This window comes from Corallococcus sp. bb12-1, from assembly GCF_026626765.1.
In the GTDB taxonomy this organism is placed as follows: Bacteria; Myxococcota; Myxococcia; order Myxococcales; family Myxococcaceae; genus Corallococcus; species Corallococcus terminator.
In genome coordinates this window covers 409,256-422,131 of record NZ_JAPNJZ010000028.1, presented here as the reverse complement: position 1 = coordinate 422,131, position 12,876 = coordinate 409,256, and the positions used below count along the sequence as shown (strand labels likewise).

General features: G+C 70.2%; 12 protein-coding genes. 2 read left to right on the top strand and 10 right to left on the bottom strand.

Annotated elements, in window-relative coordinates:
- Positions 1–15: 15 nt before the first annotated feature.
- The 7 genes from OV208_RS35630 to OV208_RS35600 form a co-directional block, all read right to left on the bottom strand.
- The gene (locus tag OV208_RS35630) at positions 16–420 is read right to left on the bottom strand and encodes a DUF2203 domain-containing protein (RefSeq protein ID WP_267578387.1); all 405 of its coding nucleotides are present in this window, start codon (positions 418–420) and stop codon (positions 16–18) included.
- Between the two features lie 121 nt (positions 421–541).
- Positions 542–1,330, bottom strand: a complete 789-nt coding sequence (locus tag OV208_RS35625; RefSeq protein ID WP_267578386.1) for a hypothetical protein — start codon at positions 1,328–1,330, stop codon at positions 542–544.
- Between the two features lie 117 nt (positions 1,331–1,447).
- Positions 1,448–3,847: a PAS domain S-box protein gene (locus OV208_RS35620; protein WP_267578385.1), complete on the bottom strand. Its 2,400-nt coding sequence runs from the start codon at positions 3,845–3,847 to the stop codon at positions 1,448–1,450.
- Between the two features lie 161 nt (positions 3,848–4,008).
- The gene (locus tag OV208_RS35615) at positions 4,009–4,719 is read right to left on the bottom strand and encodes a c-type cytochrome (RefSeq protein WP_267578384.1); all 711 of its coding nucleotides are present in this window, start codon (positions 4,717–4,719) and stop codon (positions 4,009–4,011) included.
- The gene (locus OV208_RS35610) at positions 4,716–5,957 is read right to left on the bottom strand and encodes a YncE family protein (RefSeq protein WP_267578383.1); all 1,242 of its coding nucleotides are present in this window, start codon (positions 5,955–5,957) and stop codon (positions 4,716–4,718) included. The genes OV208_RS35615 and OV208_RS35610 overlap by 4 nt, the downstream gene beginning before the upstream one ends.
- Positions 5,954–6,589, bottom strand: a complete 636-nt coding sequence (locus OV208_RS35605) for a hypothetical protein (RefSeq protein WP_267578382.1) — start codon at positions 6,587–6,589, stop codon at positions 5,954–5,956. The genes OV208_RS35610 and OV208_RS35605 overlap by 4 nt, the downstream gene beginning before the upstream one ends.
- Positions 6,586–7,941 carry a WD40/YVTN/BNR-like repeat-containing protein gene (locus OV208_RS35600; protein WP_267578381.1) on the bottom strand — a complete coding sequence of 452 codons (1,356 nt, stop codon included), beginning with the start codon at positions 7,939–7,941 and terminating at the stop codon, positions 6,586–6,588. The genes OV208_RS35605 and OV208_RS35600 overlap by 4 nt, the downstream gene beginning before the upstream one ends.
- 311 nt (positions 7,942–8,252) lie before the next feature.
- Between OV208_RS35600 and zigA the strand changes: the two genes are divergently transcribed.
- Positions 8,253–9,509, top strand: a complete 1,257-nt coding sequence (gene zigA / locus OV208_RS35595; RefSeq protein WP_267578380.1) for a zinc metallochaperone GTPase ZigA — start codon at positions 8,253–8,255, stop codon at positions 9,507–9,509.
- A 92-nt stretch (positions 9,510–9,601) separates the two neighbouring features.
- Here the strand turns inward: zigA and OV208_RS35590 are convergent, their stop codons facing one another.
- Complete coding sequence (locus OV208_RS35590; protein WP_267578379.1) at positions 9,602–10,360, bottom strand: hypothetical protein; 759 nt, start codon at positions 10,358–10,360, stop codon at positions 9,602–9,604.
- A 381-nt stretch (positions 10,361–10,741) separates the two neighbouring features.
- Here OV208_RS35590 and OV208_RS35585 point away from each other — a divergent pair, with 381 nt between their 5' ends.
- Entirely contained in the window at positions 10,742–11,911 is a 1,170-nt protein-coding gene (locus tag OV208_RS35585) for a cyclic nucleotide-binding domain-containing protein (RefSeq protein ID WP_267578532.1), read from the top strand.
- A 6-nt stretch (positions 11,912–11,917) separates the two neighbouring features.
- Here OV208_RS35585 and OV208_RS35580 read toward each other — a convergent pair whose 3' ends face one another.
- Both OV208_RS35580 and OV208_RS35575 read right to left on the bottom strand, forming a co-directional pair.
- Complete coding sequence (locus OV208_RS35580) at positions 11,918–12,349, bottom strand: hypothetical protein (protein WP_267578378.1); 432 nt, start codon at positions 12,347–12,349, stop codon at positions 11,918–11,920.
- A complete protein-coding gene (locus OV208_RS35575) occupies positions 12,346–12,738 on the bottom strand; it encodes a hypothetical protein (protein ID WP_267578377.1) in 393 nt (130 codons plus the stop codon). Before OV208_RS35575 ends, OV208_RS35580 begins: the two co-directional genes overlap by 4 nt.
- Between the last annotated feature and the right edge of the window lie 138 nt (positions 12,739–12,876).

Below are 12,876 nucleotides of genomic sequence, written 5' to 3'. Positions count from 1 at the left end.
GGCTGTCCCAGCGGCTCAGCTCAGGTACGTGGGTTCGAAGTCGTCCGGGCTTTCGATGGGGCGGCGTCCGGAGAAGCCCGCCTGCAGGTCATGCCAGTGCGTGACGCTCGCCTCGCCAAAGCGCCAGCACAGGTAGACGGGCTCTTCCCCGCGCCGCGCGTGGAAGTCCACCAGGCCGTCCGCGCCCTTGATTTCCAGCCCCATCTCCTGGAACGGGCCCAGCTCTTCGCGGATGCGCTCCAGCAGGGACTCGCGCTCCTCGCGCTGGGCGCGGGTCTCCAAGGTTTCAGGGGCGGAGCCCAGGGCGTCCAGCACCTCCGCCAGCTTCTGCACGCGCTCCACCCACGGGCGCACGCGCCCGAAGGTCTTCGACAGCAACGGCACCAGACGGTTGGCCTCTTCCACGCTGAAAAAGCGCATCGGGGCGACAGCATGCAGTGTGCGCCCTCCGCTGGCCATCACCATCCCCGAGCGGGCGCGGATGCGTGGACGCAAGGCTTTTTGTGTCGGAAACGTGTCAGCCGGGTCGGATGGAAGGGGCCTACCCGCGCCGGAGCGAGGACAGGTGCTCCACCAACCAACGCCAGGCGGACTCCCGCAGGGGGAAGGCGGCCTCGCGCGCCTCGAAGTCGGGGGTGTGTTCGGCGGCGCAGCGCCCGGTGTCGTCGCCGTCCCGGTCCGCGTCGGTGTGGGCCAGGTCCGCGTGCAGGAGGGCGTGGAAGACGAGGTAGTCCACCACGAAGGCGGGCACGTGGGGCTTGTCCAGGGCGGGGTGGAGGCGCACCTCGCGCAGGCGGGCGTCGTAGCCGCCCAGGTGGATGGTGCGGCGCGTGCGGCGGCCCGGGCGGCGCGCCCAGCCCACCTCCACCTCCCGCACCCGGCCGTCGAAGTACGTCGCGTCCAGCCGGGCGTGCACCGCGCGCAGGTCGAAGCAGCGGCCGCGGGAGCGCAGGGGCGCACCGGGCTTGCGCTCACGGCGCACCTGGCCCTTCTGCGCGAGGCTGAACGCCTCCAGCACCTCGCGAGCGCCCGCGTCACCGGCCACGTACCCGGCGATGGCGCGCACCACCGGGGCCGGCGCGTCCAGGAAGAGGTGGTGCATGCGCAGCCGCACGCCCTCCGGCAGCTTGCGGAAGCTCACCAGCGTGGCGCGGTTGTCGGTGAGGCGCAGGTGCACGGGCAGGCCCAGCAGGGCGGACACGCTCCGGGCCAGCTGGGCGGCGCGGGGCAGCGCGTCCTCGCGCGAGGGCAGCCGGGTGCGTCCGGGCGCGGGTTCCCTTTCGGGGACCGGCGCGTCGAACATCGCCAGTTGTCCGGGCGGTGGACGCATGCCCTGCAACGTAAGCCCTGGGCCCGCCCGCTGGCCAGGAGGATGCGAGCCCCCCGGGGCTCCGGTGGGCCCCGGTGTCGGGCGCCCCACGTCCCCCGGCTCCCGGTTCTGGAGACCTCAGGACCGCGAAGGTGACTCGAAGCGGCCCGCGAGCGATTCGAGCACGGCGAGCAGCTCCACGGGCTCCACGGGCTTGGGCACGTGGCTCTGGAAGCCGGCGCGCAGCACGCGGGAGCGGTCCTCCGAACGGGCGTAGGCGGTGATGGCCACCGCCGGGGTGCGGCCGCCCCGGTCGGCGGGCAGCGCGCGCACGCGTTCGATGAAGCCGTAGCCATCCGTGCCCGGCATGCCGATGTCGGACACGAGCACGTCCGGCCGCTCCGCCTGGAGCACCTGGAGCCCTTCCTCCGCGGAGCCGGCGGTGAGCACATGCGCGCCGCTGTCCTCCAGCAGGGTGCGCAAGAGCTCGCGCGCGTCCTCTTCGTCATCCACCACGAGCACGCGCACCCCGGTCAGCTCCGCGGGGCGCCCGAGCTCCGGGCCCGGGGCGACGGGCGCCCGGGGCGAAGGAGGCATGGAGGCGTCGCGGCGCTGCACGACGGACAGGGGCAGGCGCACGGTGAAGGTGGCGCCCCGGCCTTCGCCTTCGCTGGCGACGGCGACGGTGCCGCCGTGCATCTCCACGATGTGGCGCACGATGGACAGGCCCAGGCCCAGGCCGCCCGTCTTGCGCGTGGTGCCGCTGTCGGCCTGGCGGAAGCGTTCGAAGACGTGGGGCAGGAAGCCAGCGGGGATGCCCTGGCCGGTGTCCTCCACGGTGAGCTCCACGAGGGAGTCCCGGCGCTCCACCACCAGCCGCACGTGGCCGTTCCGGGACGTGAACTTCACCGCGTTGGAGAGCAGGTTCCACACCACCTGCTGGAGCCGCTGCGGGTCGCCCATGACGCTGCCGGAGGAGTCCACGGCGGCCTGCACGTGGACGCCGCGCGCGTCCGCGGCGGGGCGCACGGAGTCCAGCGCCTGCTGCACCACGGTGGACAGGTTCACCGGCTCCACGTCCAGCTTGAGCTTGCCGGACACGATGCGGCTGACGTCGAGCAGGTCCTCGATGAGCTGTCCCTGCGCGCGCGCGTTGCGCTCCATGGTCTCCAGCGCGCGTTCGCGGCGGGGCTCGGGCAGGTGGCCGGTGCGCAAGAGCTGCACCCAGCCGAGGATGGCGGTGAGGGGCGTGCGCAGCTCATGACTGACGGTGGCGAGGAATTCGTCCTTGAGCTGGTTGGCCTCCTCGGCCTCCCTGCGCGCGGAGCTTTCGCGGGCGAGCAGGGCCTCGCGCTCCACCTCCGCCTGCTTGCGGTCGGAGATGTCGATGACGCTGCCGATGTAGCCCAGGAAGCGCCCGTCGGTGTCGAAGCGGGGCGAGCCGGTGTCGACGCACCAGCGGTAGGCACCGTCCGCGCAGCGCAGCCGGTAGTCGAGCCGGAAGGGTTGGTGGTTGTCGGTGTTGGCGGCGAGGAAGATGCGCCGGGTACTCTCCATGTCGTCGGGGTGGATGGCGTCGAGCCAGCCGAGCCCCAGGCCGTCGGCCTCCGTCTGACCGGTGAAGGCGTACCAGCCGCGGTTCATGTAGGTCGTGGCGCCGACCGTGTCCGTCACCCAGAGCATGACGGGGGCGTGGTCGGCCATGTTGCGGAAGCGGGCCTCGCTTTCGCGCAGGGCCTCCAGCAGGCGTTCGCGCTCCAGGGTGGCGGCCTTCTGTTCGGTGATGTCGCGTGCGGCGGCGTAGATGAGGCCCAGCTTGAGCACGGGGCGCGCGGCCCAGGCCAACCACTTGTAGCGGCCGTCCTTGCAGCGGAAGCGGTTCTCGAAGCGCAGGGTGGGGATGCCCTGGGAGAGCTTGCTCACCTCTTCGCGGGTGGCTTCCCGGTCGTCGGGGTGGACGAGGTCCAGGAAGGGGAGGCGGTACAGCTCCGTCTCGTTCCACCCGAGCACCTGGACGAAGTACGCGTTGACGCGCTTGAAGTACGCGTCCAGGCCCGCGATGCAGAACATGTCCGGGGACAGTTGGAAGAAGCGTTCGCGCTCCTCTTCTTCCTCGCGTTCGAGCACGGAGCGGTCGAGTTCGAACTGGGACAGGGCTTCGCGCAGGGCGGTGTCGATGCGGGTGCTGAGCGCGCGAAGCTGGGACAGGGGAGCGTCGATGTCCTCCTGTTCGGCGCGAGCCAGGATGCAGTCGCGCAGCAGGCCGTACTCCCGGGTCACCAGGGCCGGGCCGGCGCCCAGGCGTCGCCGCTGTCGGCCATGGGCCTCGGAGGCCTCGCTGTGGTGGCGCGGGCGGAAGCCGCTTCCGGTCTCCTCCTCGAGCATGTAGCGCAGCTCGTCGATGAAGGCAGGCAGGGCGTCGATGAGCTGTTCGCGCGTCATCCGCAGGGAGGCGAACGGGGGGGCCACGTGGGACAGCCAGTCCTCCACGAGGGCATCGCGGTCGAACTCCAGCATCTCCGCGAGGGACAGGGGCACACCGCCCCCCGTGGGCGTCCGCCCCTCTGAGGAGGGACCCCGCTCCTGTGGATCCGAGGAGGACATGAACGTCTTTAGAGGTGCGGATGCCCGGCGCGCATGGGCAGGGGCGGGAAGCCGGGGGCTTCCTGCCTCGCATGCCTGGTTGTCAGGCGAGGGGGCTACAGCCCCAGGTACACCAGCAGCGCGCCCAGGTCCGCGTCGGACAGGGCCTCCGCGCTGTAGGGGGGCATGTTGCCGCCCACGCCGAAGAACTGGCCGTGCCGCACCTTCTCGATGACGACCCTCGCGTGCGGGATGCCCGGGAAGAGCTGGTCGTAGTCCTGCGTCACCTCCGGCAGCACCGAGGCCAGCTCAGTCAGCCGGCCTTCCCCTGTGTGCGTCGCGCCGTGGCAGTTCTGGCACGCAGCCCGGTACACCGCCTCACCGCGCGCGGTGTCACCCCGGGGCACGTCGTCGATGTCCTTCACCACCGTGAACGGCAGCGCGGGCGCCTGCGCGTCCGGACTGATGCGCGCCAGGTATTCGTACAGGGCCCGTGAACGCGGATCCTCCGCCTCCAGCTTCGTCACCCCGCGCATGAAGTTCACGTAGCAGAAGTTCACCGCGTCCAAGAGGTGCGTCTCATTGCCGCCCCACCAGCTCGGCCGCGCCGTCACGTTGTGGAGCGAATAGCCGGAGTCGATGCGCCCCTCCGGCGTCTGCGGCGTCGTCACGTGACACGTCGCGCACGAGAAGCGGTTGAACGAACTCTCCGACAGCCGGGCGTCCTGGAACAGCTCCTCGCCGAAGTCCGCCGCGGCCACGGGCTCCTCGCCCCCGTCGCAGCCGGACAGCGCGCCCAGCGCCACCACCACCGCGCCCCACCTCATGGCGCACCCCGCAGCAGGCTCACCGAGTCCGGGAAGATGCCCATCCGCACCGTGGACACCACCGTGCCCTCCGCCACGTCCACCACGTGCAACGTGCCCGGGCCCACGTGGTCGCCCTCGCACACCACGAGCCCGTGGCGCTCATCCGGCGTCAGCATGAACTGGTGCACGTTGAGACAGCCCGCCTGCGACAGCTCCAGCGTGCGCAGCACCGTGGAGGTCGCCGGGTCGATGACCGCCACCGCGTCCTCCTGCTGATACGGCAGGTACAGCGTGCGCCCATCCCGCGTGAACGCGCCGAACATGGGAGATCCGCGCAGGTACACCGTGCGCTCCGGATTCATGGCGCGCGTGCCGGGCTCCAGCACCTGCACCTGACGGCTGGCCAGCGAGCTGACCCACACGTCCCCCGTCGTGGGCGACACCGTGAGCGCGTACGGCTGGTGGCGAGGATTCGTCGCGGTGCCCGCTCCGGGCGCCACCTTCACCCGCGTCACCGGCGTGCCTTCCGTCGCCAGGTCCACCAGCGCGACCTCGTCCGACCAGCAGGCCACGTACGCCGTGCGCTCGTCCGCCGACAGGCGCACCGCGTGCGGCGCCGGGCACACCTTCACCCGAGCCTTCACCGTCATCGTCTCCGCGTCGAGGATGGCCAGCCGCGAGACCATCTCCTCCTCGGAGCCGCCCTGCCGCGCCACGTCCGCGATGCGCAGCAGGTCGAAGTGCGTCTGGTACAGCGTGCGCCCGTCCGCGCTGACAATGACGTCACCCGGGTTGCGGTCCACGCGAGCGGACGCCACCAGCCGGTTGTCCTTCGCGCTCAGCTTCAGGCAATACCCATCCGCCGTGCCGGTGCCGTGCGCGCCGTGCGGCCCGGACCCGCCGCCGGGCACGTAGTTGGAGATGCCCACGTAGTAGTAGTCCCCTGAAGGAGACACCGCCGTGTGGTGCGGCCCTTCCAGCTCCACCGGGTTGAGCCCCACCGGCACGCGCGCCAGCTCGCCCCAGCCCGGTGTGCCCAGCCCCGCCAGGTCCAACAGGCTCACCGAGTCATCCAGGCTGTTGGTGACGAGCAGCCGCCCTTCCGGCCCCGGAGGTGCCACCGTCGTCCCGCCCCGCGTCCAGGGGGAGGAGTCCGCGTACGTCAGCTCGGGCACCTCCAGATTGCCCTCCGCCTTCGTCCCGCCGCTGTCGCACGCCCCCAACACCAGGGCGCAAAGCCAGACGGCGCGCCTCACCGGACGCCCGCCACGCCAAAGGACACCGGCGCCGCCAGCGTGTATGGCCCCTCCGTGATGCGGTTCTGCACCAGGTACGCGCTGAGCACCTGCACCGACAGCGCCTGCCCCGCGGCCTCGCGCAGCGTCTGCCAGGAACCGTCATCCAATTGCCACTGCAACTCCGACGTCAACAGCTCCACCGGGCACTGCCGCCCCGGCACCTGCACCTTCACCCAGTACAGGTCCCCCGTGTACGGGGGCAGGTGCGCCTCCGCCGTGGGCAGGATCAGGTTCCCCAGCCACGCGAGCATCGAACGGCCCGTGTCGCGAGGCCGCGCCACCGGAGAGGTCCCCGGGCGCCCCGGCCGCTGCAACGACGCGCGCAGTGGCGAGGTCCACTGCCACAGCGGCGCGGAGTCGGTGGACAGGTACGTCTGGTTGGCTTCGGGGGACACCATCGTCACCGCGCGCGAGCTGTCCTGCGCCTTGTTCTGGGCATCCACCAGCGTGCGCCAGGCTTCGTCCGTGGCACCCCCGGCGTACAGCGGCTCGCCACATTCGGGCGTCGGCTCCTCGTCGTCGCCGGAGCAGGCCGTCAGGCCGAGCAGCGCGACGGCGGCGGTGCTCCACAGCAGGGTGGGCGTCTTCATGGTCGGGAGTCCTCGCGCCGCCGGCCGCGGCGCCACAGGGGAAGCAGGAACAGGAACGGCAGCAGCGTGTTCGCGGGTGCGGCGGCGCAGCCCGACTTGGAGGGCGGCTTGGGATCTTCACCGTCGGGGGGCGTGCCCGCATCGGAAGGAGGCACCACACCCGCATCGACCGTGGACGTGCCTGCGTCGGACACGCCCGCGTCGGGGATGCCATCCGGGTAGAGCGGCGCGCCAATCGTCTCCGCGAGCTGGGGCCAGCGCGACGGGCACAGGTCCCGCACGGGCGTGCCGGCCGGACACTGGTGGCTGCCCTGGATGTTCTCCAGGCTGAAGAGGGGCTCCCAGGTGGTGCCCTCGTCGTGGCTGCGCGCCAGCGACCAGTCATGGAGCCACGGCGAACCGCAGCCGTAGAGGACCTCGCCCACGCGCGTGACGCACGCGTTGCCGGTAGGAAGGGTGAGCTTGTCGAAGGCGCCGCCCGCCTGGCTCCGGAAGAAGGAGTTGTAGGTGGACACCCACGCGGTGCCGCCGTCGGAGGAGACGTCCATGTTGACGAAGACATCGTCGATGCCGGTGCCCGAGCGCGCGGTGAAGGTGCGCCCACCATCCGTGCTGTGCAGGATGTGCGTGGAGCCCTGCGCGGACACGCGAGCCCAGACGGCCTTCGGGTCCACGGGGTCCGTCGCCGTCACCACGAAGTCGAACGGACGCACCAGCGTCGGGAACGTCTGGGGCGCCTCCTCCCACGTCTCTCCCGCATCATCGCTGCGGAACAGGTACATGCGCGTGGTGTCGGACGCGGACACGTAGAGCGTGCTCGGGTTGGCGGTGGACACGCGCACCGCGGAGAAGAGGACGCCCACGCGTTGCAGCGGCAGGGCGCGCCACGTCTCCCCGCCATCATCCGAACGGAACAGGCCATTCGTCGCGGACGTGGAGCGGCCCGTGGCCGTGTACATCACCGCGTCGTCGGTGGGGTGCACGGCGAGTCCCGTCACCCAGGTGTCCTTGAACGAAGGATGCGCGGACCACGAACACGCGCCGTCCTTCGAACGCAGGAGCGCGTTGCCAGTGGCCGCGAGCAGCTCGCCCGACTCCCGCCAGACGAAGGACTCCGGGCGCCAGCCGCCGTACCCCATGGCATCCGGACACACCCACCGCCACGTCTGGCCGCTGTCGCGCGAGATGACCGCGCCAAACGTGGCGCCCACGAAGTAGTCCTCCGTGTGTCCGCGCCGCAGCGTGACGTTGGACGTCTCCGGCAGGCCCGCGTGAGCCCAGGCCGCGCCCGAGCCCAGCAGGACGGCCACCGCCGCCGCACCCCATCCCCCCGTGATTCGTGGCTTCTTCATCGCGACGCTCCGGGGCTGGACCCCATGTGCCCCCCACGATAGCGCCCGGCCGGCCCCTGCATAGCGGCGCTTGCGTTTTGAAGGGTACCCGCCCGACCCCAGCCTCCCCGCGTGGCGGGCAGGCGACCGGAATCTTCCGCTGGGACCCCACGGACGCCGGGTCCACGAGGGTAGGGAGGCGCGATGTACTTGTGATGTTAATGCAACTTGGTTACATAAAATCCGAATCCTTCCTGGAGTCCCAAGATGCCCAAGGTCGACCGCCCCCTCATCCACCTCGTGTCCTTCCTCTGCTTCGTGGAGGGCAACCCGTGAAGCCGTCGAACGCGGAGCAGGACGCGCGGTTGCCGGTGACGGTGCTGTCGGGGTTCCTGGGGGCGGGGAAGACGACGCTGCTCAACCACGTGTTGAACAACCGCGAGGGCCTGCGGGTGGCGGTCATCGTCAACGACATGAGCGAGGTGAACATCGACGTGAAGCTGGTGAAGGGCGGGGGCGCCGCGCTCAGCCGCGTGGACGAGAAGCTGGTGGAGCTGTCCAACGGCTGCATCTGCTGCACGCTGCGCGAGGACCTGCTCCAGGAGGTGGCCCGGCTGGCGGAGGCGAAGCGCTTCGACTACCTGCTGATTGAATCCACCGGCATCTCCGAACCGCTGCCCGTCGCGGAGACCTTCACCTTCGAGGACGCGGAAGGCCAGAGCCTGTCGAAGCTGGCGCGCCTGGACACGATGGTGACGGTGGTGGACGCGTTCAACTTCCTGCGGGACTGGGAAGCGTCGGAGGCGCTGTCCGAGCGCGGGCTGGCGTTGGCGGAGGAGGACAACCGCACGGTGGTGGACCTGCTGGTGGAGCAGGTGGAGTTCGCGGACGTGCTGGTGCTGAACAAGACGGACCTGGTGGACGCGGAGGGGTTGGGACGGTTGCAGGACGTGCTGCGAAGGCTGAATCCGCAGGCGCGCATCGTGCTGTCGGAGCGGGGCCGGGTGCCGCTCACGTCGGTGCTGGACACGCGCACGTTCGACTTCGAGCGCGCGAGCCGCGCCCCGGGGTGGCTCAAGGAGCTGCGCGGCGAACACGTGCCGGAGAGCGACGCGTACGGCATCAAGAGCTTCGTCTTCCGCGGCCGAGTGCCGCTGCACCCCAAGCGCTTCTGGGACTTCGTGCATGGGAGCTGGAAGGGCGTGCTGCGCAGCAAGGGGTTCTTCTGGCTGGCGACGCGCATGGACATCACCGGCCTGTGGGCGCAGGCGGGAGGCGCTTGTAGCTTCGAACCCGCGGGCATCTGGTGGTCCGCGATGCCGCGCGAGGACTGGCCCGAGGACCCGGAGCTGCGCGCCGAGTTGGAGCGCGACGTGGCAGCCGGGCCGTACGGGGACCGGCGCCAGGAGGTCGTGTTCATCACCCGGGACGCGGACCACGAAGCACTGGCGCGGGAGCTGGAGCGCTGCCTGCTCACGCCCACGGAGCTGGCGAAGGGGCCGAAGGCCTGGGCCCGGATGAGGGATCCGTTCCCCGAATGGCGCGTGGCGTCCTCGGAGGAAGCGGCCCCCGTGGAGCATGCGGGATGAGCCAGCGGTCCTCGGATGCGACGGCGCGAGTCACCCGGGCTTCACGGCGACTCGCGCGGGACCGCATCCATGGACCTACCGTCTGTCTGGAATCAGGGGGCCGTGAGCGTGAGAGTGGCGATGCCCGTGCTCGCCGTGAGTCCTGATTCCTGCATGCACGCGGCCAGCGTGGCGGTCAGCGGCACCGAGGTGGAGAACAGGACCGCGTGGCCCTGATGGCGGCCGGACGCGACCCGCCCCTGCGAGGTGAAGACCCGCAGGTCACCTTCGACGCTGGCTCCCACGTCCTTCAACTCCAGCACGGAGGACTCTCCGTTGGACCAGCCGACGGTCGCTGTCGCCGGGCCCTCCGGCTTCGTGAGGCAGGTCGCGCCCTTCAGGGTCCGCGCCGCCACGGCCACGGTCTTCATCACGACGCCGTCGCTGATGGGACAGGCGATGGACTGCAACTGCGCGCTCACCTGGGTGTCCCGGTTCGTGACCAGCAACAGCCCGGGCTCGTGGGTCTGGGTGAGGCCCCCTGCGCAGAGCACCTGGGGATCCAGGGTCAGGGCGTCGGCGGCCTTCTTCATCTCGGGTGGGAAATCCGCCTGCATCAGGGACTCTTCTCCCCACACCGTCGCCTCTTCCGGCGCTTCCGCCTTCGTCTCCTCCACCTTCGCTGGCTCCGTCTTCGCCGGCTCCGCCTCCGCCGCCTTTACCGGCTCCACGGCCGGCGCGGTGGGCTCGCTCTGGACGGGGGCGGGGGCGGGAGGCGGTTGGGGCACCTCGGGTTCGGTGGCTCCGACGCGCCCCGACGCGAGCATCAGCAGGCAGAACCACCCTGCGGCGGCGGCCGGTGCGCGGCGCATGGGACGGAATTCCAATTCACTGAGAGAACGGAAGGCGGCGGGAAGCAGCTTCATCTGGGATGACACCTTGGGTAGGGGCCCTGGGGTTGGGAGCCCCGAAGGTGAGGAATCCCTTTCGCCTGCGACAGCAGCCCCAAAGTGCCGTGATTCATCGCATCGTCTTCCCAACCTCTCAGGTTCGGATGGGCTCCCCGCTTCGTCGGCTGCCCTCTGAAACGGTGCCAGTGTTCGGTGCGAGCCCAGGTGTTCAACGCCTGCCGTTGTTGCCGGCGATGGCTGGCTTTCCCTGTTTCAGAATGCTACGGAGAAGGGGTCCCGGACGCTGGCGTGACACCCCTTTTCCGCCGCGTGTCCGGGAGGAGCGACAAGGTCGTGACTCCAATGGATTCGAACCTGAGCGACGTGGGCGGGGGACCCGGTTCCAGTGCCACCCGGCTGGTGTGGGCGCGGGTGATGCAGGGGGCGGTGGAGGACGCGGTGCGCGCCTACGAGGCGATGGCGGCCGGTCATCGGGAGCGGGTGTTGGAGGAGGCGCTGGTGGTGCCCGCCGCGACGCGCGACACGTTGGTGGAGGTGCTGCGTCAGGCGCGCGACTTCGCCGGCGCGGCGCGGCTGTTGGAAGCGGACGGTGACGACCAGGCCGCGGCGCCCATGTACGAGCAGGCGGGCGCGCCGCTGCTGGCTGCGGAGGCCTGGCTGCGGGTGGGCGAGCAGGCCCGTGCGGCGGCGGCCTTCGAGCGCGCGGGTTCGTTGGAGCAGGCGCTGGCGTTGTACCAGGCACTGGGCGCGCGCGAGTCGCTGGCGCATTTGCTGGGGCGCATGAACCGACCGATGGAGGCCGCGGAGGTGTTCCACATGCTGGGCAACACGCACGCGGAGCTGGAGATGCTGCGAGCGGTTCCCACGGACGATGCCCAGCGCCCGGAGGCGGTGCTGCGGATGAGCTCGCTGCTGGACGCCGAGGGCGCGACGTGGCGCGCGTTGGTGTTGCTGGCGGACGGGCTCAAGCATGCGACGGGCGCGGGGGCGGCGATGCTCCAGGCGGAGCAGTCCCGGCTGTTGCGGCAGATGGGGCTCGCGTCGCCGCCGGAGGGGGGCGTCGCGGCGGAGAAGGCGCCGCCGGTGGTGGATGGCTATGGCTATCTGAAAGCCATTCCCATCTTCGATGGTCTGTCATTGGAAGACATGCGCGACCTGTACCGGCTGGCGCGGCCCGTGCTGGTGCCGGCGGGGACGACGGTGCTGGAGAAGGGCGCGAAGGGCGGAGGGCTGGTGGTGTTGCTGGAGGGCATGGTGAGTGTGTCCACCGGCCCGGGGCCGGAAGCGCGCCAGCTCAACATGCTGGGGCCGGGCGCGTTCCTGGGAGAGATTTCGCTCATCCTCGACGGGCCGGTGTCCGCGCACGTGCGAGCGCACACGGTGGTGCGCGCGCTCAGGGTGACCCGGACGGACTTCCAATACTTCCTGGAGACGCACGAGGCCGCGGCCCTGCGCATCTTCCGCCTCTTCACGCAGAGCCTGGCGGAGCGGGTACGAGCGCTGAGCAGTTGAAGTCACTCAAAGCGGAGCGGGTTCTTCCGTCCATTCGCAAGCCTTGGCGGTGATGAAGAACTTCGAGACACGGTCCGGGATGGGCTCATCAATCCCATTGGGCCCGGGGTCCAGGTCCAGCGTGACAAGCCCGTCCTTCCAGGTGATGCGGGCGCCATCGTCGATGATCAGATAGCTCGGGTTGCCTTCGGTGAATTGGAACGCCCTGACATCCAGGAAGCGCAGCTGGACGTGGACTCCCCTGGGATCTCCACCCTCTTTGCGTGCAAGGAAGATGACCTCCGCCCAGCCGATGCGCTGCGTCCGGTCCGAGAAGTCGAGGTGGATTGAGTGGAGGAGGTCGTCGTAGAGGTGTCCGTACCGTTCGAGCACGTCGCCATCCTCTGGCGTCAATCGGGTCATTGGCATGCTTCCCTTCGCGATGTCTTCGCTGCTCATGGGATGGCTTCCTCCTCCCACTCGCACGCCTTCGCGGTGATGAAGAAGCTTGAGACATAATCCGGGTCTGGATTGTCAATTCCGTCGGGGCCCGGATCCAGGTCGAGGGTGACGAGGCCATCCTTCCAACGGATGCGTCCACCGTCTGAGAGGACTTGATAGGAAATGTTTCCGTCGACGAACTGGAACGCCTTCACCTCGATGAAACGGAATCGAAGGTAGATCCACTCCGGGCCGTTCTCCCCCTTGCGGCCGTAGATGACGACCTCCGCGCTGCTGACGGGGCGCGTCTGGTCCGAGAAGTCCATGCGCACCGAGTGGATGACGTCGTCGTAGAGGTGTCCGTACCGCACAAGCAGGTCGCCATCCTCTGGCGTCAATCGGGTCATGGGCATGCTCCTGGCGCGCATCGTGCCAGCGGAAGATGCCGGCGCCTGACGGATGACCTTCCACTGAAGTCATTCCTGACGTGGCAAGGGGCCCCCCTGCCAGGTGGTGTCCAGTGACACCTCGCCGGGACCCCCGGG